Source organism: Mesorhizobium sp. B2-4-3, from assembly GCF_006442815.1.
Lineage (GTDB): Bacteria > Pseudomonadota > Alphaproteobacteria > Rhizobiales > Rhizobiaceae > Mesorhizobium.
Genome location: NZ_VFVL01000002.1, coordinates 176,667 through 201,440, shown reverse-complemented (window position 1 = coordinate 201,440; position 24,774 = coordinate 176,667). Strand labels below are relative to the sequence as shown.

17 protein-coding genes are annotated in these 24,774 nt (G+C 64.3%); 13 read left to right on the top strand and 4 right to left on the bottom strand.

Annotated features, from left to right (window positions below; translation table 11 throughout):
* Positions 1-136: 136 nt before the first annotated feature.
* The 9 genes from FJ956_RS03240 (at position 137) to FJ956_RS03200 (ending at position 9,937) form a co-directional block, all read left to right on the top strand.
* Positions 137-1,282: an aminodeoxychorismate synthase component I gene (locus tag FJ956_RS03240; protein WP_140673735.1), complete on the top strand. Its 1,146-nt coding sequence runs from the start codon at positions 137-139 to the stop codon at positions 1,280-1,282.
* The gene (locus tag FJ956_RS03235; RefSeq protein WP_140673733.1) at positions 1,231-1,893 is read left to right on the top strand and encodes an aminotransferase class IV family protein; all 663 of its coding nucleotides are present in this window, start codon (positions 1,231-1,233) and stop codon (positions 1,891-1,893) included. The genes FJ956_RS03240 and FJ956_RS03235 overlap by 52 nt, the downstream gene beginning before the upstream one ends.
* Before the next feature lie 40 nt (positions 1,894-1,933).
* On the top strand, positions 1,934-2,869 hold the full coding sequence (locus FJ956_RS03230) for a DUF3445 domain-containing protein (protein WP_140673731.1): 936 nt from the start codon (positions 1,934-1,936) through the stop codon (positions 2,867-2,869).
* 131 nt (positions 2,870-3,000) lie between these two features.
* Positions 3,001-4,446, top strand: coding sequence for a homospermidine synthase (locus FJ956_RS03225; RefSeq protein ID WP_140673729.1), 1,446 nt, complete (start codon positions 3,001-3,003; stop codon positions 4,444-4,446).
* 86 nt (positions 4,447-4,532) lie between these two features.
* Entirely contained in the window at positions 4,533-4,907 is a 375-nt protein-coding gene (locus tag FJ956_RS03220; protein ID WP_140632410.1) for a hypothetical protein, read from the top strand.
* Positions 4,908-5,098: 191 nt separating this feature from the next.
* Entirely contained in the window at positions 5,099-7,159 is a 2,061-nt protein-coding gene (locus tag FJ956_RS03215) for a bifunctional metallophosphatase/5'-nucleotidase (RefSeq protein ID WP_140673727.1), read from the top strand.
* 142 nt (positions 7,160-7,301) lie between these two features.
* Positions 7,302-8,366: a ferrochelatase gene (hemH, locus tag FJ956_RS03210; protein WP_140673725.1), complete on the top strand. Its 1,065-nt coding sequence runs from the start codon at positions 7,302-7,304 to the stop codon at positions 8,364-8,366.
* Between the two features lie 135 nt (positions 8,367-8,501).
* A complete protein-coding gene (locus FJ956_RS03205) occupies positions 8,502-9,452 on the top strand; it encodes an SPFH domain-containing protein (RefSeq protein ID WP_095766330.1) in 951 nt (316 codons plus the stop codon).
* Between the two features lie 20 nt (positions 9,453-9,472).
* Positions 9,473-9,937: an NfeD family protein gene (locus tag FJ956_RS03200; RefSeq protein ID WP_140673723.1), complete on the top strand. Its 465-nt coding sequence runs from the start codon at positions 9,473-9,475 to the stop codon at positions 9,935-9,937.
* A 6-nt stretch (positions 9,938-9,943) separates the two neighbouring features.
* Here FJ956_RS03200 and FJ956_RS03195 read toward each other — a convergent pair whose 3' ends face one another.
* The gene (locus FJ956_RS03195; RefSeq protein ID WP_140673721.1) at positions 9,944-10,945 is read right to left on the bottom strand and encodes a KpsF/GutQ family sugar-phosphate isomerase; all 1,002 of its coding nucleotides are present in this window, start codon (positions 10,943-10,945) and stop codon (positions 9,944-9,946) included.
* Between the two features lie 160 nt (positions 10,946-11,105).
* On the opposite strand from FJ956_RS03195, the gene FJ956_RS03190 reads away from it, so the two are divergent.
* Entirely contained in the window at positions 11,106-12,908 is a 1,803-nt protein-coding gene (locus FJ956_RS03190) for an outer membrane beta-barrel protein (RefSeq protein ID WP_181170103.1), read from the top strand.
* Positions 12,909-12,991: 83 nt separating this feature from the next.
* Here FJ956_RS03190 and galU read toward each other — a convergent pair whose 3' ends face one another.
* Positions 12,992-13,897: a UTP--glucose-1-phosphate uridylyltransferase GalU gene (galU, locus tag FJ956_RS03185; protein WP_140673719.1), complete on the bottom strand. Its 906-nt coding sequence runs from the start codon at positions 13,895-13,897 to the stop codon at positions 12,992-12,994.
* A gap of 241 nt (positions 13,898-14,138) precedes the next feature.
* Here galU and FJ956_RS03180 point away from each other — a divergent pair, with 241 nt between their 5' ends.
* Both FJ956_RS03180 and FJ956_RS03175 read left to right on the top strand, forming a co-directional pair.
* Positions 14,139-15,359 (top strand): lytic murein transglycosylase, encoded by a 1,221-nt coding sequence (locus FJ956_RS03180; protein ID WP_140673717.1) that lies wholly within the window; start codon positions 14,139-14,141, stop codon positions 15,357-15,359.
* 208 nt (positions 15,360-15,567) lie between these two features.
* Positions 15,568-16,788, top strand: a complete 1,221-nt coding sequence (locus tag FJ956_RS03175) for a DUF459 domain-containing protein (protein WP_140673715.1) — start codon at positions 15,568-15,570, stop codon at positions 16,786-16,788.
* 57 nt (positions 16,789-16,845) lie between these two features.
* Here the strand turns inward: FJ956_RS03175 and FJ956_RS03170 are convergent, their stop codons facing one another.
* Complete coding sequence (locus FJ956_RS03170; RefSeq protein ID WP_140673713.1) at positions 16,846-18,300, bottom strand: glutamate synthase subunit beta; 1,455 nt, start codon at positions 18,298-18,300, stop codon at positions 16,846-16,848.
* A 197-nt stretch (positions 18,301-18,497) separates the two neighbouring features.
* Complete coding sequence (gene gltB / locus FJ956_RS03165; protein ID WP_140673711.1) at positions 18,498-23,234, bottom strand: glutamate synthase large subunit; 4,737 nt, start codon at positions 23,232-23,234, stop codon at positions 18,498-18,500.
* 490 nt (positions 23,235-23,724) lie between these two features.
* Here gltB and FJ956_RS03160 point away from each other — a divergent pair, with 490 nt between their 5' ends.
* Positions 23,725-24,774, top strand: a complete 1,050-nt coding sequence (locus FJ956_RS03160) for a low specificity L-threonine aldolase (protein ID WP_140673709.1) — start codon at positions 23,725-23,727, stop codon at positions 24,772-24,774.

Here is a 24,774-nt window from a genome sequence, read left to right as displayed (position 1 = left end):
AGCAAGGCGGCGTCCTTACGGGCGCCGTCTTTGTTTTGGGCCAGCCACCTTTGCGCCTCCGGACGCCGCTCCCTCGATTGCGCCCCGCCGGGCCCCCATATAGAGCGGTCGACTGAATTGTCCGCATCCGAGGCTCATGTCCCTGCCCGCAGCCATTTTCCGCAACGACGCGACCGCTCGCCAGCTCGTTTTCGACCGGCCGCGCGAGATCATCATTGCGCAGGACGCCGAAGAGTTCATGTCCGCGCTCGAAAGGGCGCAGGCCGCATCGGACTCCGGCAAATGGCTGGCCGGCTACTTCGCCTACGAAGCCGGTTACCTGCTCGAGCCGAAACTGATGCCGCTGCTGCCCGAAGGCCGCCGCGCGCCGCTGGTCTGCCTTGGCGTCTTCGATGCGCCTGTCGAGCAGGCGGTGCCGCAAAACGCGGGACCCGCCAGCAATGGCCCGATCTTCGATGCAAGGGCAACATGGTCCGTCGAGGACTATGCCGGCCGCTTCGCGCGCCTCCACGACCACATCCGCAAGGGTGATTGCTACCAGGGCAACCTCACCTTCCCGGTCCGTGCGCAATGGTCCGGCGATCCGCTTGCGGCCTTCGACGCGCTGACCGAACGCCAGCCGGTCAAATATGGCGCGCTGGTCTCGCTCGGCGATCCGATCGTCCTGTCGCGCTCACCCGAATTGTTCTTCGAGATCGATGCCGACGGCATGATCGAGACACACCCGATGAAGGGCACCGCGCCACGCGGCGCGACCAAGGCCGAGGACGCGCGGCTGAAGGCTTTCCTGCGCAACGACGAGAAGAACCAGGCCGAGAACCGGATGATCGTCGACCTCTTGCGCAACGACATCTCGCTGATCAGCGAAGTCGGCACGCTGGACGTGCCGGAACTGTTCCGCATCGAGACCTATCCGACGGTGCACCAGATGGTGAGCCGTGTGCGGGCGCGGCTTTTGCCCGGTATCGGCATCCGCCAGGTCTTCGCCGCGCTCTTTCCCTGCGGCTCGATCACCGGCGCGCCGAAAATCCGCGCCATGGAAATCCTGCATGAGCTGGAAGACGCACCGCGAGACGTCTATTGCGGCGCCATCGGCTGGATCGCGCCCGGCGGCAGGATGCGGTTTTCGGTGGCGATCCGCACCATCTCGCTCTTTGCCGACGGCGAGGCCGTCTACAATGTCGGCGGCGGCGTCGTCTTCGATTCGACCGCCGAGGAGGAGTATCGGGAGTGTCTGTTGAAAGCGCGCTTCGCGACGGGAACGGCGCCGGCTTCGAACTGATCGAGACCATGCGCTGGGAGCCTGGTTCCGGCTTCCTGCGCTTCGAGCGCCATCTTGCCAGGCTTTATGCGTCCGCCGCCGAACTCGGCTTCGCCTGCGATCCCGGGCGAATCGGCGAGGTGCTTGCGAACACCGTCAGCGGACACGGAACTGCCTTACGCGTGCGCCTTGCCTTGCAGCGGAATGGCGACGCGACGGCCGCGGCTCAAGCCTACGAACCGCTGCCGGCGGACAAGGTCTGGCGGCTGCAGCTGGCGCGTATCCGCCTCGATTCCGGCGACACGCTGCTGCGCCACAAGACAAGCCGGCGCCAGATCTACACGCAGGCGCGCGCCGAATATCTCGCCACCCGCGCCGACGAAGTGCTTTTAGCCAACGAACGCGGCGAGCTCTGCGAGGGCACGATCACCAACCTCTTCGCCGATTTCGGCAGCGGCCCGCTCGCCACGCCTCGGCTCGACTGCGGCCTTTTGCCTGGAATATTGCGCGGCCAGCTTCTGGACGAAGGCCGCGCGGTGGAAGCGATATACAGCTTCGACGACCTGAAGGCGGCGAAGGCGATCCTCGTCGGCAATTCGCTGCGCGGGCTGATCCCGGCGCAACTGGGCTGATCGAGCCAGGAGACAGGAACTGGATAGAACCCAAGCGGACATGACAATTCGCCAGCCGACCCATACGCCCTATGATGGGTCCTCGAAACTCTTCACCGTCGGGCTGAAGCCGCTCGAAATCGAGCGCTGGATCGAGGTCGATGAATTCCTGCTGCCGCATCTGGCCGAAAAGCAGCGGCTCTATGCCGATATCCCCGAAAAGGTCTTTGTCGAGGAGGTCGACACCCGCGACGCGCAAAGCGAAGTGCTGGTCCTGCTCAGCCCGCATCTCATCGCGAAACACCCGCGCACCCATCGCTGCACCGGCTCGGATGTCGAGGTCATCGGCCTCGCAAGCGCGACCGACCGGCTGCCGCCTACCCTACGCAACGCGCCGCTTGCGAGAGCATCCCTGCTCGTACAGGAAGACCTGATCCTGATGCGCCGCGACGAGCGCGGCTGGCGGCTCGCCGCCGGTTCGCTCTGCTTCCCTTCGTCCTGGTCGCTGCAGGAGAAATTCGGCAAGCCGCTGCAGGATATCCACGAACCGGTGCCTGGATTCGGACCCGGCACGCGGCCGGCCGAGCTCATCAACCGCATGTTCGACGGCCTGCAGGGCCAGGCGGTCGAACGCTTCAACTGGTCGATCCAGGCCGGCGACGCGCTCTATCATCCGCTCTCCAATGTCGAGCGCATCGACCGCGCCACCAACCGCCCGAGCCGCTTCCCCGACGGCGATGTCGACGCCCACGCCTTCATACGCGTCGAACGCCAGACGCTGCGCAAGCTTCCCGCGTCGCGCGACATCCTCTTCACCATCCGCATCCATCTCGATCCGCTCAAGGTGCTCGATGCCCACCCGGACCGGGCAGCGCTGGCTGCATCCTTCGTGGAGCAGCTCAACGCGCTCGACCAAGCCCAGCTCGACTACAAGGGCCTGACCGCCGACCGCGACCGGCTGGTCGAATTCCTCAGCGGCATGGCCTGCACGCCTTAACCAAGGTGCCAGCCTGGCCTGGCCGGCGGTTGGTGCTTTTCGCTGGTTTATGACAATGATCTGTGGTGTAGCGCTTGGCCGTCGGGCGAAAATGCCCGGTTTTGCGCGTGTTTGAAGGAGTGTGCGAAAAAATGGCGAATGAAAACTGGCCCGTTTACGGTGAAATCACCGGCCCTGTCGTGATGATCGGCTTCGGCTCGATCGGACGGGGAACGCTGCCGCTGATCGAGCGCCATTTCAAGTTCGACAAGTCGCGCATGACGGTCATCGACCCGCGCGACACCGACCGCAAGCTGCTCGACGAGCGCGGCATCGCCTTCATGCAGGACGCGGTGACCGAGAAGAATTACAAGAAGCTGCTGACGCCGCTCCTGACCAATGGCGGCGGCCAGGGCTTTTGCGTCAACCTGTCGGTCGACACCGGCTCGGTGGACCTGATGAAATTGTGCCGCAAGCTCGGCGTGCTTTACATCGACACCGTCGTCGAGCCGTGGCTCGGCTTCTATTTCGACGCCGAGGCCGACAATGCCAGCCGCACCAACTATGCGCTGCGCGAGGCGATGATCCAGGAAAAGCAGGACAAGCCCGGCGGCCCGACGGCGGTCTCCACCTGCGGCGCCAATCCCGGCATGGTCTCGTGGTTCGTCAAGAAGGCGCTGGTCAACCTCGCCACCGATCTCGGTCTTGAGTTTTCGGAGCCCGCCCAGGAAGACCGCGAGGCCTGGGCCAGGCTGATGAAGAAGGCTGGCGTCAAGGGCATCCATATCGCCGAGCGCGACACCCAGCGCACCAAGAAGCCGAAGCCGATGAACGTGTTCTGGAACACCTGGTCGGTCGAAGGCTTCATCTCGGAGGGCCTGCAGCCGGCCGAGCTCGGCTGGGGCACGCATGAAAACTGGATGCCGAAGAACGGCAAGAAGCACAAGCACGGCTCCAAGTCGGCGATCTATCTGGAGCAGCCCGGCGCCAACACGCGAGTGCGCAGCTGGTGCCCGACGCCGGGCGCGCAATACGGCCTCTTGGTGACGCATAACGAGGCGATCTCGATCGCCGACTTCTTCACCGTGCGCTCGAAGAAGGGCAAGCTCCAATACCGCCCGACTTGCCACTACGCCTACCATCCTTGCAACGACGCCTTGCTGTCGCTGGACGAGATGTTCGGCGCCGCCGGCAAGCCGCAGCCGGTTCACCACGTGCTCGACGAAAACGAGCTGGTCGACGGCGTCGACGAGCTCGGCGTGCTGCTCTACGGCCACGACAAGAACGCCTACTGGTACGGCTCGCAGCTGTCGCTGGCCGAGGCGCGCAAGCTCGCTCCCTACCAGAACGCCACTGGCCTGCAGGTCACCTCGGCGGTGCTCGCCGGCATGGTCTGGGCGCTGGAGAATCCGACCGCTGGCATCGTCGAGGCCGACGAGATGGACTACCGGCGTTGCCTCGAAGTGCAGTCGCCTTATCTCGGGCCGGTCAGGGGCTACTACACTGACTGGACGCCGCTGGACAATCGGCCGGGTCTCTTCCCGGAGGACCTGGACAAGGACGATCCATGGCAGTTCCGCAACATTCTGGTCCGATAGCGCCGGGACTGACCAGAGCCACCGCCTTGCAATCGCCCGGAAATCGGGCGATTGAAGGATGCGGACTGAGGAGAGGATTTTCAAAAATGACCATTGCGCGCAAACTGCTTTCGGCAGGCGCCGCGGCAAGCCTTCTGGCTGCGGCCGCCTGCACCACCACCGGCCCCGCGGACCAACCTTCGATGGCGGCGCCGAAGGGCGTCGAGGGCAACTGGATCGACGCTAAGGGCACCGGCCTGTCGACCTTCGCGGCCGGCAGCTTCACCACCGTCGCCACCGACACCGGCCAGAAGCTGTCGGAGGGCAGCTACACCATGACCGGAGCGACCTCGGTCGAGATCCACGGCACCTCGCTGATCCGCCAGACCCCGGTCAGCTTCAACTGCCTGATGATCTCCACCAGCCAGCTCAACTGCACCAGCGCCAGCGGCCAGAATTTCGTGCTGACGCGCCGGGCTTGAGAGTTCGCAAATCTTCGGCTGACAGGGACGGCGGCGCAAGCCGTCGTCCTTTTTTGTGCCGGCAAACATCTCCCTGATTTGTGCTTGCATCGACCGGAACCCGATGTGAACATGACCTGGAGCTGACTGTTATTTTCCAGTCAAGCGAGGGCGTTAAGCATATTCGAAGTCAGCTTATCCGGGAGACGAAGATGAAGAAGATTGCCGCGATCCTAGCTCTGTCGGCCTCGGCGCTCGGCCTGTCGGCAGGCGTGTCTTTTGCCGACTACACGCTGAACATCCTGCATTTCAACGATTGGCACAGCCGCATCGAAGGCAACAACAAATACGAGTCGACCTGTTCCGCCGACGAGGAGACCAAGGGCGAATGCATCGGCGGCGCCGGCCGGCTGATCACGGCGATTGCCGAGCAGCGCAAGAAGCTCGAAGGCCAGAACGTGCTGCTGCTCAACGCCGGCGACAGCTTCCAGGGATCGCTGTTCTACACCACCTACAAGGGTGCGGTGGAAGAGGAGTTCCTCAATCAGATCAAGCCCGACGCGGTAACGCTCGGCAACCATGAATTCGACGACGGCGAGACCGCCCTGGTGCCCTACCTTGACAAGGCGAAGTTCCCGATCGTCAGCGCCAATGTCGTGCCCAACGACAAGTCGGGTGCGGCGGGCAAGATCAAGCCGTCCATCGTCGTCGAGGTCGGCGGCCAGAAGATCGGCATCGTCGGCGCCGTCACCAACGACACGCCCGAACTCGCCTCGCCCGGCCCGAACATCGCCATCGCCGACGATGTCAAGTCGATCACGGCCGAGGTCGAGAAGCTCAAGGCGCAAGGCATCGACAAGATCATCGCCGTGACGCATATCGGCTATAGGCGCGAGCGCGACGTCATAGCGAAAATCCCGGGTATCGACGTGGTGGTCGGCGGCCACAGCCATACGCTTCTGTCGAACACCGACCCGAAGGCCGAGGGTCCCTATCCAACGATGGTCGACAACCCCGACGGCTACAAGGTGCCGGTGGTGCAGGCGGCGTCCTATTCGAAATATCTCGGCGAATTCAAGGTCGTGTTCGACGACAACGGCGCCGTCAAGGAGGCCAGCGGCGACCCGATCTATCTCGACAAGTCGATCACGCCCGATCCGGCCGTGCTGGCCCGCATCAAGGAACTCGGGGCGCCGATCGAGGCGCTGAAGAACAAGCAAGTGGCTGCGACCGCCAAGGCGATCGACGGCAGCCGCGAGAATTGCCGCGCGCGCGAGTGCGAGATGGGCAATCTCGTCTCCGACGCCATCCTCGACCGCACCAAGGGCCAGGGCGTCGAAATCGTCGTCTCGAACGGCGGCGGCTTGCGCGCCTCGATCGACCAGGGCACGGTGACCATGGGCGAGGTGCTGACCGTGCTGCCCTTCCAGAACACGCTGGCCACCTTCAAGATCTCGGGCAAGGACCTGGTCGCGGGCCTCGAAAGCGGCCTCAGCCAGATCGAGGACGGCGCCGGCCGTTTCCCGCAGGTTGCCGGCCTCAAATATTCATTCGACAAGTCGGTCGCGCCCAATGCCGGCCGCGTCAAATCGGTCGAGGTGATGGAGAACGGCGCCTGGACGCCGATCAATCCCGACAAGCAGTATCTCGTCGCCACCAACAATTACGTCCGCCAGGGCGGCGACGGCTACAAGGTTTTCGCCGACAAGGCCACGGACGCCTATGACTACGGCCCCGGCCTGGAGCAGGTGGTGGCCGACTATCTCGGCGCCCATCAGCCCTACACGCCGAAGCTTGACGGCCGCATCACCGAAATTGCGGCGGCGGCAAAGCCGGCTGAGGCCGCTCCTGCAGCCGCGGCCCAGGCGCCGGCAGCCGAGACGGCAAAACCGGCCGAGACCGCACCGGCCGCGAGCGAACCGGCAATGCCGGCTTTGCCTTCCGGTTCTAGCGACATCGCCGGCACGCCGCCGAGTGTCCCGACCGAGGCCGCTCCGGCATCGGAGGGGACGAAGCCTGCTGAAACCGCTCCGGCGACGCCTGCTCCGGCCCCATCCGCCGAGCCGGCCAAGCCTGCGGTCGCGGCGCCCGCTGAAACCAAGTCGGCCGAGACCAGCCACACCATCGCAGCCGGCGATACCTATTGGGACCTTGCCAAGAAAGCTTATGGCGACGCCACCAAGTGGAAGCTCATCTCCGAGGCCAACAAGGACTACAAGCCGCGCCGCCTTCCGCTCGGCGCGACGCTGACCATTCCGCCGGCCGCGAAGTAAGCGGCCACCCGGAATTCATGGCACCCGCCCGGAAACGGGCGGGTGTTCCTTTTCCGGTGCCAAACACGATAAGGTGCGGCCAGACGCAGCATTGAAAACCGGCAGGGCATCGCTAGTTTCGCGGCGCTACCGGAGACTTTTCATGACGCTTGCCAACCCCACCGATGCCAAAGCCGCAAGGGCCGCCGGCCCACCGCCGGCGGGCGTTGCGCCAGCCAGGACGGGCAAGATCGGCATCATGCTGGTCAATCTCGGCACGCCGGACGGCACCGATTTCAAGCCGATGTGGCGGTATCTCCGGGAATTCCTCTCCGATCCGCGCGTCATCGAGCTCAACAAGGCGATCTGGTATCCGATCCTCTACGGCCTCGTGCTGACCACAAGGCCGAAAAAATCCGGCGCCAACTACGCGCGTATCTGGAACCGGGAGAAGAACGAGTCGCCGCTGCGCACATTTACCCGCGCTCAAGGTGAGAAGCTGGCGGCAGCGCTCGGCGACCTGCCCTATGTGGTGGTCGATTGGGCGATGCGCTACGGCAATCCCTCGACGGAAAGCGTCGCCCGCAGGCTGGTCGAGCAGGGTTGCGAGCGCATCCTTTCGTTCCCGCTCTACCCGCAATATTCGGCGACGACGACGGCGACCGCGAACGACCAGCTGTTCCGCGCGCTGATGAAGATCCGGCACGCGCCGGCAATCCGCAGCGTGCCGCCCTATTACGCCGAGCCCGTCTATATCGAGGCGCTCGCCCGCTCGATTGAGAAGCACATCGCAACGCTTGATTTCGAGCCTGAGGTGGTGATCGCCTCCTATCACGGCATCCCGAAACCCTATTCCGACAAGGGCGATCCATACCGGGCGCATTGCCTGGAAACGACAAAGCTGCTGCGCGCGCGCCTCGGCTGGGACGAGAACAAGCTCATCAACACCTTCCAGTCGCGTTTCGGCGCGCAGGAATGGCTGCAGCCCTATACCGACGTCACCGTCGAGAAACTGGCCAAGGACGGCGTGAAGTCGATTGCCGTCGTCAACCCGGGCTTCTCCGTCGACTGCATCGAGACGCTGGACGAGATCGGCCGCGAGGCGGCCGAAACCTTCCATCACGCCGGCGGCAAGAACTTCGCCCATATCCCCTGTCTCAACGACAGCGCCGAGGGCATGGCGGTCATCGAAGCGCTGGCGCGGCGCGAGCTTTCCGGCTGGGTGTGACCGGCTTCACCGACAGGCTTGAAACCGGTGCGCAAAAGCCTCCGCTAACCAATATTAGCGATCACCTGATTGTAACGTTGCGGAAACACACTTAAGTGATTCCGTGAAGTCGGTGCCTATTGAGGGAGAAACGAAATGGGCTTCAGCGGTTTCGATATTGCCATCATTGTTCTTGTCTTCCTGGTCATCATCCTTCTTTTCAAAGGCATCAAGACGGTGCCGCAAGGTTACAATTACACGGTGGAACGCTTCGGCCGGTACACCAAGACGCTGACGCCTGGCCTGAACATCATCAACCCCATCTTCGAGCGCGTCGGCGCCAAAATGAACATGATGGAGCAGGTGCTCGACGTGCCGACGCAGGAGATCATCACCCGCGACAACGCCATCGTCGGTGTCGACGGCATCGCCTTCTACCAGATACTCAATGCCGCGCAGGCCGCTTATCAGGTGGCAGGGCTGCAGAACGCCATTCTCAACCTGACCATGACCAACATCCGTACCGTCATGGGCTCGATGGACCTCGATGAATTGCTGTCCAACCGCGACGCCATCAACGAGCGCCTGTTGCGCGTCGTCGACGAGGCGGCGCATCCGTGGGGCATCAAGATCACCCGCGTCGAGATCAAGGACATCAATCCGCCGGCCAATCTCATCGAATCGATGGGCCGCCAGATGACGGCCGAGCGCAACAAGCGCGCCCAGATCCTGGCCGCCGAAGGCCTCAAGCAGTCGCAGATCCTCGAGGCCGAGGGCCGCAGGGAAGCAGCCTTCCGCGACGCCGAGGCGCGCGAGCGCTCGGCCGAAGCGGAGGCCAAGGCGACGCAAGTCGTGTCGGAAGCCATCGCCAAGGGCGACGTCCAGGCGCTCAACTACTTCATCGCCCAGAAATACACCGAGGCGCTGACCAGGATCGGTTCGGCCACGAACAGCAAGGTGGTGCTGATGCCGCTGGAAGCCTCGTCGCTGATTGGAACGCTCGGCGGCATCGGCGAGATCGCCAAGGAAGTTTTCAGGAGTGAAGGCACGGCTGGGGCGCAGCGGCAGGCAGCACGGCCGCCGCTGGTTCGGCCGAACGAAAACTGAGATCATAGGAGGCTGCTCCCATGTTCGACCGTGTCGTTTCCGAGCTCGGCCCGTGGAACTGGATGGTTCTGGGCTTCGTGCTCCTGGTGATGGAGATCGTTGCGCCGGGCGTCTTCATGCTGTGGATCGGCATCGCCGCGCTTATCGTCGGCGCCGTGTCGCTGGCGATCTGGGATGCGGCTTTCTGGACCTGGCAGGTGCAGGTGCTGGCGTTCCTGATCCTGTCGCTGATTTCGGCCTTCATAGGCAAGAAACTTGTAGGCGGCCGCCACGGCGACGCCGACCAGCCGCTGCTCAACCGCCGCGGCGCGCAGATGGTCGGCAAGCTGGCGACGCTGGCCGAGCCGATCAAGGACGGCCGCGGCCGCATCAAGCTCGGCGACACGCTGTGGCGGGTCGCTGGTCCCGATCTCCCGGCCGGCACGCGGGTGCGCGTGACGGGCGCCGCCGACTCCGACCTGGAGCTGACTGTCGAGGCCGTTTGATCTTTCTCAGGCTGCGCCAATGCGCAGCAGGTCATGCAGATGGACGAGCCCGACCGGGCGTCCGCTCTCGATCACCATCAGGCTGGTGATGGCGGATGTGTTGATCGTCTGCAGCGCCGTCGCGACCAGCGTGTCCGGGCTTGCCGTCTTCGGCTTCTTGGTCATCACCTGATCGACGCTCATCGTCAGAATGTCGTTGCCGATATGGCGGCGAATATCGCCGTCGGTGATGATGCCGACCAGCGCGCCGTCGGCGGCGGTGATTGCCACGCAGCCGAAGCCCTTGCGCGACAGCTCCAGGATCGCCTCGCGCATGCCTGTGCCCGACGGCACCAGCGGCAGCCGTTCGCCGACATGCATGATTTCGCGCAGCTGGGTCAGATTGGCGCCAAGCTGCCCGCCCGGGTGGAAGGTGCGGAAATGGTCCGGCGTGAAGCCCCGCGCCTCGAGCAGCGCGATCGCCAGCGCATCGCCCATGACGAGTTGCAGCAAGGCCGACGTTGTCGGCGCCAGCCCGTGCGGACAGGCCTCCGGCACCGCCGGCAGGAGCAGCACGACATCGGCCGCCCGCGCCAGCGCCGAGTTCTCGCCCGAAGTGATGGCGATCAAGGGGATGGAGAAGCGCCTCGAATAGGCGACGATGCCCATCAATTCCTTGCTCTCGCCCGACCACGACATGGCGATGATGGCGTCATCCCGGGCGATCATGCCGAGATCGCCGTGATTGGCCTCGGCCGGATGGACGAAAAAGGCTGGCGTGCCGGTCGAGGCAAGCGTCGCGGCGATCTTGGAGCCGATATGGCCGCTCTTGCCGACGCCGGTGACGATGACGCGGCCCTCGATCCGCGAGATCAGGTCGATCGCGGCGGCAAAAGGCTCGGCCAGCCCGTTTGCGAGCGCGGCGGCCAGGGCCGCCACGCCGGCCTGCTCCGTCGCCACCGTTCTCAGCGCCGATTCGATCGCAGCCTGCCTGTCCGGCTGCTCTCTTTCTGGGGACCCCGCGTGCATGGCGCAAGCGATTAGCGCTTTGCCGCGCCCCTGTCCAACAGAATTGCCGCGACCTGCCGATCCGGGCGGTTCCGGAGCTCCCGTCTCAACCCTCCGTTAACCATCCGCATTTACGGTTCGGTAAGTATGGCGCAACCGCGCCGCGCAAGCAGTGGTGACGATGTCCGGGGGCCAGTCTGAAACGAAAATCGGTCGAAGCGGCATTGCCGTTGCGGCACTGCTGCTGACGGTAAGCGCGCTTGCCTTGCTGCGTCCCGCGCCGGCATTTTCGCAGGAAACCGAGCTGCGCGGCGAGGTCTCCGAATCGGCCATACTCGCCGACCAGCAGCGCAAGGCCAGGCAACTGAGGGCGCAAGGGTCGCTGGATCAGAACGCGCCCGCGCCCGCGGCCGTTCAGGACACGGCATCGACAACCTACCAGCCGTCAAGCCCCGGCGCCGTTCCCGATGACGATCAGGCGGGCGCGACGGACAGCATCTTCGACCAGCCGCAGGCTACGGACGATCCATTGGCCGACACGAAGGCCCCGGTAAAACCCCGCCGACCTTCGACGGCAAAGCAGCGTGCCCAAGACGCCAAGGCTGACGCCAAGTCGAACACCAAGACCGCCGACAAGAAGAAGACCAAGAAGAAGACGGGCGAGGCTACCGACGGCACGACCACCGCCGCGACCGCCGGCACAGGCAACCGGACCGACGCCACCGCCACCGACGACAATGACGGCAGCAACCGCCGTGCCGTCACCATCGACAGCGTCGACAAGCAGAAGCTCGACCCGGGCCAGGAGCGCACCGCATCCATCGAAGGCCAGAAGGTCAAGCCGGAGGACGATCCCTTCGCCGCGCCGGGCGTCAAGGTCGGCACTTTTCTCTTCCGGCCGACGCTTGAGCAAGGCTTCACGGCCACATCCAATGCCGATTCCAGCAGCACCGGCAAATCGGCGGTTCTGTCCGAGACGGCGCTGCGTTTCACCGCGACCTCCGACTGGCGCGAGAATTCAGCCTTGATCACCGGCTACGGCCAGTTCCGCAACACCGTCTCTGGCCAGAAGATCAACGACGCGCAGGGCCGTATCGAGGGCCAGCTCAATGTCGACCTCGACAACGAGCTGCGCGCCATCGCCAAGCTGGGCTATGAAGCCGCGCCCGAATCGGCCTCCTCGCCGGATGCGATCGCCGGTGTCACCCAGCAGCCGCTGCGCCAGACCGTCGACGGCAGCCTCGGTCTCGAAAAAACTGTCGGCAAGATGCGCTACGCGCTGACCGGCGCGGTCTCGCATGATTTCTACGGCGATGCCGAGCTCTCCGACGGCACCACCGTTTCGCAGAAGGATCGCGACTCCACGCTCTACACCGCGACCTTGCGCACCGGTTACCAGATCTCGCCGGCGCTGACGCCGTTCACGGAAGTCGAGGCCGGGCGGCGCCTCTATGACCTGCGCGTCGACACCGACGGCTTCGAGCGATCCTCGACCAGGCTTGGCGCGCGCGCCGGCCTCGAGCTCGACATGGGCGAGAAGCTGTCCGGCGAATTTTCCGTCGGCTGGCTGCGCGAAGCGATCGACGACAACCGCCTTCCGGCGGTGGCGGGTCCGAGCATCAACGCCGACCTCAAATGGTCGCCCGAGCGCGGCACCACTATCGGCCTGACCGGCAAGACCAGCGTCGAGACAACCACGACGGCCAACGAGAGCGGCGATATCCTCTATTCCGGCCGTCTGACCGGCGAGCGCCAGATCCGCGCCAATCTGACGGCGAACTCGGCACTGGGCCTCGACTGGCGCGATTACACCGGCTCCGACGGCCACGATTTGATCCTGAGCGCCGAGGCCGGACTGACCTGGTGGTTGAACCGTTATGCCGGGGTCACCACCAGGGTGAGGACGGAGAAGCTGACCAGCAACCTGCCTGGACGCGACTATACGACCAACAGCGTCTATCTCGGCCTGAAGGTCCAGCGCTGACGCTTTGTCATCCACGGGCGGAGCAGACGCGCAGACCAGCAGACCATAGGATTGACGAAGCGCGTTCGGCCTTGGCTAACGACTTAGGATGCCGCCCCGCGCCGTTCCGACGGCTGCACTTCATCGAGCAGCGTGCGGATGACGCCGGCCATGCTTCCGTTCATGTCGCTGCGCCAGAGCGCGAAGGCCACATTGGCCTCGACGAAACCTTCCGGCGAGCCGCAGTCGAAAGTGCGCCCCTTGTAGTGATAGCCGTAGAAGGGCTGCTTTCTCTCCAGCTTCAGCATCGCGTCGGTCAGCTGGATCTCGTTGCCGGCGCCGCGTTCCTGGCTTTCCAGGATGCCGAAGATCTCCGGCTGCAGGATGTAGCGGCCGTTGATGAAGAGGTTGGAGGGCGCTGTGCCCTGCTTCGGCTTCTCCACCATGCCGGTGATGCGGAAGCCGTGATGCGTGTCCTCGCCGCGGCCGACAATGCCGTATTTATGCGCCTCCGCCGGGTCGCATTCCTGCACGGCGATGATGTTGTTGCCGGTCTCGGCATAAAGCTCGACCATGTCCTTCATGCAGCTTTTTTCCGACTGCATGATCATGTCCGGCAAAAGCAGCGCGAACGGTTCGTCGCCCACCAGCTCGCGGGCGCACCAGACGGCGTGGCCGAGGCCCATCGGCACCTGCTGGCGCGTGAAGCTTGTCTGTCCCGGCGCCGGCTGCAGCCGTTGCAGGCGGGCGAGCTGGTCGTCCTTGCCGCGCTGGGCCAGCGTGTCATACAGCTCGAACTGGACGTCGAAATGGTCCTCGATGACCGCCTTGTTGCGACCGGTCACGAAGATGAAATGCTCGATGCCGGCCTCGCGCGCCTCATCGACCACATATTGGATGACCGGCCGGTCGACGACGGTGAGCATTTCCTTCGGAATGGCCTTGGTGGCCGGAAGAAACCGCGTGCCGAGGCCGGCGACCGGGAAAACTGCCTTGCGAACGCGCTTCATGCTGACACCCCCTGCGTTTCGGCCAATTATCCGCTCGGCGGCACGCTCCGCAATCCCCCCCAACATTTTCACGCCGAAATCATTTTCACGCCGGGATGTTGGACTACCGAACGGCCAAAGTTGAATGTGAAAGCTAAAAGCCGCGACACCTCTTTTCGTTCCCGGCGGCACCTATGGTAAACTAAATACTAACCCGGTTTGGCGTTGAATGATCCTTCCTGATTTGACGAAGGAGGAAATGATGTCCGTTCGCAACACCGCGAGGCGCCTGACGGCACTGGCGACTGCCGCCGGCCTGACGCTGGCCTTGCTGATGCCTGCCGGACCCGCTTTCGCCGATGCCGGATTCCGCCAGTGGGTCTCGGGTTTCCGCGCCACCGCGGTGGCGGGCGGCGTTTCGGGCGCTGTTTACGATCAGTCCATGAGAGGCATCGAGCCCGACCCGGTCGTGCTGGAAAAGGCCCGCAGCCAGCCGGAATTCACCGCGCCCGCCTGGGACTATTTCGACAACCGCGTGCATGACCAGTCGGTGGCCAACGGCCAGGCGATGGCGAGGAAATGGAAACCGTGGCTCGACCGCATCGAGGCGCGGTTCGGCGTCGACCGCAATGTTCTTCTCGCCATCTGGTCGATGGAATCGAACTATGGCGAGATCCTCAAGCGCGACGACATCATGCGCAACGTCATCCGCTCGCTGGCGACGCTCGCCTATGGCGACCCGAAGCGCTCGAAATATGCCCGTACCCAGCTGATCGCCGCCTTGAAGATCCTGCAGACCGGCGACATCGACGAAAGCCATCTGATGGGCTCCTGGGCAGGTGCGATGGGCCAGACCCAGTTCATCCCGACCAGCTATCAGCGCTATGCGGTCGACATGGACGGCAATGGCAAGCGTGACATCTGGAATTCGATCCCCGACGCGCTGGCGACGTCCGCCAATCTGCTCAAGAAGAACGGCTGGCAGGCCGGCAAGACCTGGGGGTATGAGGTCTCCATACCAGCCGGCAAGCTGCCCGGCGGCGCAAAGACGATCGCCCAATGGCAGGCGCTCGGCGTCGTCAGGGCCAGCGGCAAGCCATTCAAGAACCTGACCGACAAGGCGACGCTGAAAGTGCCGGACGGCCGGGGCGGCCCCGCCTTCCTGATGATCAGGAATTTCTCGGTCATCAAGGCTTACAACAATGCCGACAAATACGCTTTGGCCGTCGGCCTTCTGGCCGACGAGATCGCCGGCGGCACCGGCCTGGTGCAGGACTGGCAGCGGCCTTTCACCAAGCTCAGCTTCGAGGAACGGCAGGAACTGCAGAAGCGGCTTTCAGATCACGGCTATTATGACGGCAAGTTCGACGGCAAGATAGGCGATGGCTCGAAAGCCGCCATCATGGCCTATCAGGCCAAGGTCGGCTTGAACCAGGATGGCTATCCGAGCATGGAAGTGCTCAAATGGCTCCGCAAGCAGTAGGGCCCGCGGGAGCGCCGGGCACCCTTCTAATGCATGTCGCGCAAAAGTGTGCAGCGGTTTTGCGATAACGACATGCATGAAAACAAAGGCCTAAAGCGCGTCGCCTGAATCCGCTTCAGCGCGACGCGCTCTAGAGACGGCACGGATGCGGTAGCGCTTCATATCTGTGCGTGGCCTTTTGGGCACGCGCCAAGGGATGGAGAGGTGTTTGGTGTCGGTCGCGCGTATCAGGCAGGGCATTCGCCGGGCGCCGATCTTGATTCTGGCCCTTGCCGTGCTTGTCGTCACCGCCGCCGGCGCTTTCCACGCACCCGCGTTCGCGCAGGAGGAAAGCCGCGGCTGGTCGCTGCGCGACCTTCTGTTCCCGCGCCGCAGCGAACGCGTCGAGCCACCGGTCGAAATCCAGAAATCAAGGCCGAAACCGAAGAAGAAACCCAAGCCGCGCCCGCCGGCCGAGCCGGAAACGCCGATCGTCGAGAAGACGAACGACGCCCGTGTCGTGCTGGTGGTCGGCGATTTTCTGGCAGGCGGTCTGGCCGAAGGCCTGGACACCGCCTTTGCCGACAATCCCGCCGTCAGGATCGTTGCCCGCAGCAACGGGTCGTCGGGCTTCGTTCGCGACGACGTCTACAACTGGCCGGGCGAGATCAAGTCGCTGATCGAGACCGAGAAGCCGTCGGCCGTGATCGTCATGCTGGGCTCCAACGACCGCCAGCAGATGCGGGTCGGCGAGGTGCGCGAGCAGCCGCGTTCTGAGAACTGGACCAAGGAATATGAGCGCCGCACCGATGTGCTCGGCAAGGCCATCCAGGACACCAAAGTGCCGTTCCTATGGGTCGGCATGCCGGCTTTCGGCGTGTCGAAGATGAACTCGGACATGCTTGCCTTCAACGACATCTATCACTCAGCCGCCGAAAAGCATGGCGGCGAATTCGTCGATGTCTGGGACGGCTTCGTCGACGAGAACGGCGCTTTCGTCACCTCCGGCCCGGACATCAACGGCCAGCCGGTTCGGTTGCGTTCCGACGACGGCATCAACGTCACCAAGGCCGGCAAGCGCAAGCTCGCTTTCTACACGGAAAAGCCGTTGGCCAAGATCCTGGGGCTGGCGACGCCGGGAAGCGTCACGACCGTGTCGGCGCCGGCCGGCGCTCCGGTCGAGGCGCCGAAGCCGGCCGCGGCGCCCGTCATCGTCGACCGTACCGCGCCGATGCTGCTCGGCGACCCGTCGCTCGACGGCGGCACCGAGCTGCTCGGCGCCGCGCAGCCGGCCAGGGCCGATCCGAACCTGCCCGGTGAAAAGCTGATCCTGCAAGGCAAGGCGCCGGCCGCCTCTCCCGGCCGCGCCGACGATTTTTCCTGGCCGCCGAAGCCGCAGCCGGCGACGGCGGCAGCTCAACCGGATACGACAACCGGGATCAATCGGTAGGCTGGTAGCAACGAAAGCGCCTGCGGCAAGCCGCAGGCGTAAAATTTCAAAACGGTCTCAGCGCGGCAGCACCGTCGATCCCATCAGCGCCTCGTCGATCGAGCGCGCCGCCTGGCGGCCCTCGCGGATCGCCCACACCACCAGCGACTGGCCGCGGCGCACGTCGCCCGCCGCATAGAGCTTGTCGACGCTGGTTCTGTAGTCGCGGTCGTTGGCCTCGACATTGTTCGAGCGACGGCTGTCGGTGACGACTTTGATCTTGCCGTCGAGCTCCTTCATCAGGCTGTCGCCCGCCGGCCCGGCGAAGCCGATGGCGATGAAGGCGAGATCGGCGCGGATGACGAACTCGCTGCCGGCGATCGGTTTGCGCTTGTCGTCGGCCTCGCAGCAGCGCACACCGGTCAACTGGCCTTCCTCGCCGATGAACTCGAGCGTCGCCACCTGGAATTCGCGCTCGGCGCCCTCGGCCTGCGAGGACGAGGTGCGCATCTTGGTCGCCCAGTAGGGCCAAACCGCAAGCTTGTCTTCCTTTTCCGGCGGCTGCGGACGGATGTCGAGCTGGGTCACGCGCACCGCGCCCTGGCGGAAGGCGGTGCCGATGCAATCGGAAGCGGTGTCGCCGCCGCCGACGACGACGACATGCTGGCCGCCGGCGATGATCGGGTGCGAAGGCCACGCCACCGACTGGATCGGCTCGCCGCCGACACGACGGTTCTGCTGCACCAGATAGGGCATGGCATCGTAGACGCCGCTGAGATCGGCGCCCGGAATACCGGCCGGGCGCGGCGTTTCGGAGCCGCCGCAATAAAGCACGGCGTCGAATTCCCCGAGCAGATCAGCCACTTTCATGTCGACGCCGACATTGACGCCGCAATGGAAGGTCACCCCCTCGCCCTGCATCTGCTCGATGCGACGGTCGATATAGTGCTTCTCGATCTTGAAGTCCGGAATGCCGTAGCGCATCAGCCCGCCGGGACGGCTTTCGCGCTCATAGACATGCACGTCGTGGCCGGCACGGCCCAGCTGCTGCGCCGCCGCCATGCCGGCCGGGCCGGAACCGATGACGGCAACCCGCTTGCCGGTCTTCCTTTCCGGCGGATAAGGCCGGATGTGGCCGGTCTCATAAGCCTTGTCGGCGATTGCCTGCTCGACCGTCTTGATAGCGACCGGGATGTCCTCGAGGTTCAGCGTGCAGGCTTCCTCGCAAGGCGCCGGGCAGATGCGGCCGGTGAACTCCGGGAAATTGTTGGTCGAATGCAGGTTGCGGATCGCGTTGTCCCAGTCGCCATTGTAGACGAGGTCGTTCCAGTCGGGGATCTGGTTGTGGATCGGACAGCCCGTCGGCCCATGGCAGAACGGAATGCCGCAATCCATGCAGCGCGCGGCCTGTTTCTCGACCTCCTTGTCCGACATCGGCAGCGTGAATTCGCGGAAATGCCGGACGCGGTCCGAGGCAGGCTGGTACTTGTGCACCTGCCGGTCGATCTCGAGGAAGCCTGTTACCTTGCCCATAGTCCAGTCCCTGCTGTCCGAAGGCACGCTTTTGTCGCGCACCCGTTAACCCCATAAGGCTGCCGTGGCAACCGCACCTTGCTGGAGCATGACCTTGGCCGAAAACCGGTTCCCACTTTTCGGGGTCATGCTCTCGGGGTCAGGATTGTTGGTGAGGATGCCGGCCGGAAAGTCATCTTCCCGGCCGTGCCCGAAACCTATTCCGCCGCCACGCTCATGCGCATGCGTTCCATCTCGATCAGCGCGCGGCGATATTCCACCGGCATGATTTTCCGGAATTTCGGCCTAAAATTCTGCCAGTCGTCGAGGATCTCGCGGCCGCGCACCGAACCGGTGAAATGCACGTGGTTCGAGATCAGCTGGTAGAGCCGCTCCTCGTCATGGCTGGTCATATCGCCGGAGACGTCGACGCGGCCCTTGTGGTCGAGGTCGCCGCCATGATGGAGCAGCTTCTCCATCAGGTCGTCCTCTTCCGGGACCGGCTCCAGCTCGACCATCGCCATGTTGCAGCGTTCGGCGAAATCGCCCTTCTCGTCCAGCACATAGGCGACGCCGCCCGACATGCCCGCGGCGAAGTTTCGTCCCGTCTTGCCGAGCACGACGACGATGCCGCCGGTCATGTATTCGCAGCCATGGTCGCCGACGCCTTCGACGACGGCCGCCACGCCCGAATTGCGCACCGCGAAGCGCTCGCCGGCGACACCGGCGAAATAGGCCTCGCCTTCGGTGGCGCCGTAAAGCACCGTGTTGCCGACGATGATCGAGTCCGCCGCGACGATTCTAGCCTCTTCCGGCGGGCGGATGACGAGGCGGCCGCCCGACAGGCCCTTGCCGACATAGTCGTTGCCGGCACCGACCAGCTCGAACGAGACGCCGCGCGCCAGGAACGCTCCGAAGGACTGGCCGGCGGTGCCGGTCAGCTTCACCTTGATCGTGTCCTCGCGCAGGCCCTTGTGCTTGAAGCGCTTGGCGACCTCGCCCGACAGCATGGCGCCGACAGAGCGGTCGACATTGCGGATCGGCAGCTCGATGGTGACCGGCTGCTTGGTTTCCAGCGCCGGCTTGGCCAGCTCGATCAGCTTGCGGTCGAGCACGTCATCGATCGGATGCTTCTGCCGCTCGGTCCAGTGCAGCGCCTCATGCGGCGCGTCCGGCTTGAAGAACATCTTCGAGAAGTCGAGCCCGCGCGCCTTCCAGTGCTGGATGACGTCGCGCTTTTCCAGAAGGTCGGTGTCGCCGATGATCTGGTCGAGATGGGTGTAGCCCATTTCGGCAAGCAGCGCCCGCACCTCTTCCGCCACGTAGAAGAAGAAGTTGATGACGTGCTCGGGCGCGCCCTTGAAGCGCTTGCGCAGCACCGGGTCCTGCGTCGCCACGCCGACAGGGCAGGTGTTGAGGTGGCACTTGCGCATCATGATGCAGCCGGCGGCGATCAGCGGCGCGGTCGAGAAGCCGAACTCGTCAGCGCCGAGCAGCGCGCCGATGATGACATCGCGACCGGTGCGCAACCCACCGTCGACCTGCAGCGCGACGCGCGAGCGCAGGCCGTTGAGCACCAGCGTCTGATGCGTCTCGGCAAGGCCCATTTCCCATGGGCTGCCGGCATGCTTGAGCGAGGTCAGCGGCGAAGCGCCGGTGCCGCCATCATAGCCGGAGATGGTGATGTGATCGGCGCGCGCCTTGGCGACGCCCGCCGCGACCGTGCCGACGCCGACCTCCGACACCAGCTTGACCGACACATCGGCCGCCGGATTGACGTTCTTCAGGTCGTAGATCAGCTGCGCCAGATCCTCGATCGAATAGATGTCGTGATGCGGCGGCGGCGAGATCAGGCCGACGCCGGGCGTCGAGTGCCTGACCTTGGCGATGGTGGCGTCGACCTTATGGCCGGGCAACTGGCCGCCCTCGCCAGGCTTGGCGCCCTGCGCCACCTTGATCTGCATGACGTCGGAATTGACCAGATATTCCGCCGTGACGCCGAACCGTCCGGACGCGACCTGCTTGATCGCCGAACGTTCCGGGTTCTTGCCACCGCCGGGCAGCGGCAAATAGCGGTCGGCCTCCTCGCCACCCTCGCCGGTGTTCGACTTGCCGCCGATGGCGTTCATGGCGCGCGCCAGCGTGGTGTGCGCCTCGCGCGAGATCGAGCCGAACGACATCGCTCCGGTCGAGAAGCGCTTGACGATCTCGGCCGCCGGCATGACGTCCTCGATCGCGACCTTCTTGCGGCCGGTCTCTTCCGCTGTCCTGAGCTTGAACAGGCCGCGAATGGTCTGGGCGCGCGCGGTTGCGCTGTCGATGTGCGCCGAATAGTCCTTGAACGTGTCCCAGGAGCCTTGCCGCACGGCGTGCTGCAAGGTGGCGACCGCATCGGGCGACCACATATGCGCTTCGCCGCGCATGCGGAACATGTATTCGCCGCCGACCTCTAGGTTGTTGCGCAGCACCGGATCGCTGCCGAAGGCATCGCTGTGGCGGCTGAGCGTCTCGGTGGCGATCTCGTCCAGGCCGACGCCTTCGATCAGCGTCGCGGTGCCGGTGAAATACTTCTCGACGAAATCCGACTTCAGCCCGATGGCGTCGAAGATCTGCGCACCGCAATAGGACTGGTAGGTCGAGATGCCCATCTTGGACATCACCTTGAGGATGCCCTTGCCGATCGACTTGATGTAGCGCGAGACCACCTCGTACTCGTCGACCTCTTCCGGCAGCTCGCCGCGCTTGTGCATGTCGAGCAGCGTGTCGAAGGCAAGATAGGGATTGATCGCCTCGGCGCCGTAACCGGCCAGGCAGCAGAAATGATGCACCTCGCGCGGCTCGCCGGATTCCACAACCAGCCCGACCGAAGTGCGCAGGCCCTTGCGGATCAGGTGATGGTGCACGGCCGCCGTCGCCAGCAGCGACGGAATGGCGATGCGGTCCGGCCCGACCTGGCGGTCGGACAGGATGATGATGTTGTAGCCGCCGGCGACCGCCGCCTCGGCCCGTTCGCAGAGCCGGTCGATGGCGCCCTGCAGGCCGGCAGCGCCCTCGTTCGAGCCGTAGGTGATGTCGATCGTCTTGGTATCGAAACGGTCTTCGGTGTGGCCGATGGAACGGATCTTCTCCAGATCGCCATTGGTCAGGATCGGCTGGCGCACCTCGAGCCGCTTGCGGCGCGATGTGCCGACCAGGTCGAAGATGTTTGGCCGTGGCCCGATGAACGACACCAGGCTCATCACCAGCTCCTCGCGGATCGGGTCGATCGGCGGGTTGGTGACCTGCGCGAAGTTCTGCTTGAAATAGGTGTAGAGCAGTTTCGACTTGTCCGACATAGCCGAGATCGGCGTGTCGGTGCCCATCGAGCCGACGGCTTCCTGGCCGGTGGTGGCCATCGGCGCCATCAGAAGCTTGGTGTCTTCCTGCGTGTAGCCGAAGGACTGCTGGCGATCGAGCAGGCTAACATCCTTGCGCAGCGCGCGCGGTTCGACCGGCTTCAGGTCTTCGAGAATGAGCTGCGTGTTGGCGAGCCAGGTCTTGTAGGGGTGCCTGGTCGCGATCTCCGACTTGATCTCCTCATCGGAGACGATGCGGCCCTTGGCGAGATCGATGAGCAGCATGCGGCCCGGCTGCAGCCGCCACTTCTGCACGATCTTGTCCTCAGGCACCGGCAGCACGCCGGCCTCGGACGCCATGATGACGCGGTCGTCGTCGGTGACGATGTAGCGCGCCGGGCGCAGGCCGTTGCGGTCGAGCGTGGCGCCGATCTGGCGGCCGTCGGTGAAGACCACCGCCGCCGGTCCGTCCCAGGGCTCCATGAGCGCCGCGTGGTACTCGTAGAAAGCCTTGCGGTCTGCGTCCATGAGCTTGTTGCCGGCCCAGGCTTCCGGAATCAGCATCATCATGGCGTGGCTGAGCGAATAGCCGCCCTGGAACAGGAACTCGAGCGCGTTGTCGAAGCACGCCGTGTCGGACTGGCCGTCATAGGAGATCGGCCACAACTTCGAGATGTTGTTGCCGAACAGCTCGGAATCGACCGAGGCCTGGCGCGCCGCCATCCAGTTGTTGTTGCCGCGCACCGTGTTGATCTCGCCATTATGCGCGACCATGCGGTAGGGATGCGCGAGCTTCCACGACGGGAAGGTGTTGGTCGAGAAACGCTGATGGACGAGGATCAGCGCGGTCTCGAAGCGCGGATCGGTGAGATCCTTGTAATAGGCGCCGACCTGATAGGCCAGGAACATCCCCTTGTAGACGATGGTACGCGCCGACAGCGACACGCAATAGGCGCCGATGTCCTTGTTGTCATTCTCGGCATAGATGCGGCCCGAGATCACCTTGCGCAGCAGATAGAGCCTGGCCTCATATTCCTCGTCGTCGGTAATGTCGGACGTGCGGCCGATGAACACCTGCCGATGGAACGGCTCGGACGCCACGATATCCGGCGCCTTCGACAGCGACGAATTGTCGACCGGGACGTCACGGAAGCCGATGAGCGGCAGCCCTTCCGACTGCGCCGATTCGGCGATGATTTCTTCGATATGAGTGCGCAGTGCCGCGTCCTGGGGCATGAACCAATGGCCGACACCGTATTGGCCGGCCGGCGGCAGTTCGACGCCCTTGGCGGCCATCTCATCGCGGAAGAAGCTGTCCGGAATCTGCACCAGCACGCCGGCGCCGTCGCCGACCAGCGGATCGGCACCGACGGCGCCGCGATGGGTGAGGTTTTCCAGCATCGCCAGACCGTCCTCGACGATCTGGTGCGACCTCACACCCTTCATATTGGCGATGAAGCCGACGCCGCAGGCGTCATGCTCGTTGCGCGGATCATAGAGGCCCTGCGCGGTCATGCCGTTGGCAGTTCGCAGCTCTTTGGTCAGGACGGTATTTTTAACGGCTGTCGCTTTCGTCTGCGCGGCCCGGCCGTTGATCGCAGATGGCGTCAGTTCCGTCATCGTCCTATCCTCCGTTCTCCACCTTGGCCCCGACTGTTTCAGGGCGCTGGTTTGCCTTGGGAAGCATGATGCTTCCCCTTCATCCTGCGGCACGTCTCGCGAAATCAATCGAACCATACGGCTATACGGCCGGTTCGCATCCGGTATCGTACAGGCCAGAGCCGGGCCGTCTACCCGCCGCTCGCGACAATGGCCGGAATGGCAACGATCATACGCCAGTCCAGCCTGTTTTGTGCGACAAAATAAGACAGCACTACTGTCCTAAATTTTTTATGGCAGAAATCAGGCAGCCACACAAGACCGATTCACAAAAAACTTGGGCGTGCCGCGACACAAAATTTCGTGACAAGCACAAGAAACGCAAGCTTTGGTCCGGGTCCTTTGGCCTCGATTGCTGGCTTCACCGCTTTGCATTTGATTGGCCCTTGCGCTTCGGCTGCCGAAGCGGTCAAGTCCCGCCGCTTTTGCCAATCACGATATGGACCTCTCGATGTTCTTTGCATCCGACAACTGGGCGGGCGTCCACCCCGACATTTCGGCCAACCTGTCGCGCCATGCCGCCGGCACGGCCACCGCCTACGGCGACGGCGACCTGGACCGCGCTGTCTATCGCCGCTTCAACGATATCTTCGAGCGCGAAGTGCAGGTCTTCTTCGTCGCGACCGGCACGGCGGCCAACGCGCTTTCGATGGCTGCGTTGAACCGCATCGGCGGCATCGCGCTCTGCCATTCCGAAGCGCATATGAATGTCGACGAGTTCGGCGCCATGGGTTTCTACACCGGCGGCGCGCGCATGGCGCCGGTGCCGGGACCGCTAGGGCGCATGAACCCGGAGGCTCTCGACCGCGCGATAAGGCGCTATTCGCAGGATCTGGCCCCCGCCGGTCAGCCGATGGCGGTCAGCGTGACCCAGGCGACCGAGGTCGGCACGGTCTACAGCGTCGTCGACGTCAAGGCGATCGCCGAGGTCAGCCGCCGCCACAAGCTGCCGCTGCACATGGACGGCGCGCGCTTCGCCAATGCGATTGCCGCGACCGGCGTCAGCCCGGCCGAAATGACCTGGAAGAGCGGGGTCGACCTCGTCTCCTTCGGCGGCACCAAGAATGGTTGCTGGATGGCCGACGCGGTCGTGGTCCTCAATCCGGACGTCGGCAAGGATCTGCGCCTGCTGCGCCAGCGCGCCGGACAGACCTTCTCCAAGGCCCGCTTCATCTCGGCCCAGTTCGAGGCCTATTTAACCGACGATCTGTGGTTGAGGATGGCAGGCCACGCCAATCAGATGGCCGCACATCTGGCCGAGACGATCGAGGATGCGCCGGCCGGCAAGCTTGCCTGGCTGCCGCAGGCCAACGAAGTGTTCGCCATCCTCGGTCGGGCCACGGCGGAAAAGCTGCAGGCGGCCGGCGCCAAATTCTATGAATGGGGCGTGCCGCAGGGTTTCGATGGCCACCTCGGCGACGACGAAGCGATCTACCGCTTCGTCGCCAGCTTCGCGACCACGACGCAAGAGATCGACCGTCTCGGCCGGTTGCTTGGCTGA

Bases quoted from the DNA above. Each gene is read 5' to 3' on its own strand.
- hemH (WP_140673725.1), top strand. From the start codon at position 7,302: ATGACGCTTGCCAACCCCACCGATGCCAAAGCCGCAAGGGCCGCCGGC.
- FJ956_RS03240 (WP_140673735.1), top strand. From the start codon at position 137: ATGTCCCTGCCCGCAGCCATTTTCCGCAACGACGCGACCGCTCGCCAG.
- galU (WP_140673719.1), bottom strand. From the start codon at position 13,897: ATGAAGCGCGTTCGCAAGGCAGTTTTCCCGGTCGCCGGCCTCGGCACG.
- FJ956_RS03220 (WP_140632410.1), top strand. From the start codon at position 4,533: ATGACCATTGCGCGCAAACTGCTTTCGGCAGGCGCCGCGGCAAGCCTT.
- FJ956_RS03230 (WP_140673731.1), top strand. From the start codon at position 1,934: ATGACAATTCGCCAGCCGACCCATACGCCCTATGATGGGTCCTCGAAA.
- gltB (WP_140673711.1), bottom strand. From the start codon at position 23,234: ATGACGGAACTGACGCCATCTGCGATCAACGGCCGGGCCGCGCAGACG.
- FJ956_RS03205 (WP_095766330.1), top strand. From the start codon at position 8,502: ATGGGCTTCAGCGGTTTCGATATTGCCATCATTGTTCTTGTCTTCCTG.
- FJ956_RS03200 (WP_140673723.1), top strand. From the start codon at position 9,473: ATGTTCGACCGTGTCGTTTCCGAGCTCGGCCCGTGGAACTGGATGGTT.
- FJ956_RS03160 (WP_140673709.1), top strand. From the start codon at position 23,725: ATGTTCTTTGCATCCGACAACTGGGCGGGCGTCCACCCCGACATTTCG.
- FJ956_RS03215 (WP_140673727.1), top strand. From the start codon at position 5,099: ATGAAGAAGATTGCCGCGATCCTAGCTCTGTCGGCCTCGGCGCTCGGC.
- FJ956_RS03170 (WP_140673713.1), bottom strand. From the start codon at position 18,300: ATGGGCAAGGTAACAGGCTTCCTCGAGATCGACCGGCAGGTGCACAAG.
- FJ956_RS03195 (WP_140673721.1), bottom strand. From the start codon at position 10,945: ATGCACGCGGGGTCCCCAGAAAGAGAGCAGCCGGACAGGCAGGCTGCG.
- FJ956_RS03190 (WP_181170103.1), top strand. From the start codon at position 11,106: ATGTCCGGGGGCCAGTCTGAAACGAAAATCGGTCGAAGCGGCATTGCC.
- FJ956_RS03180 (WP_140673717.1), top strand. From the start codon at position 14,139: ATGTCCGTTCGCAACACCGCGAGGCGCCTGACGGCACTGGCGACTGCC.
- FJ956_RS03225 (WP_140673729.1), top strand. From the start codon at position 3,001: ATGGCGAATGAAAACTGGCCCGTTTACGGTGAAATCACCGGCCCTGTC.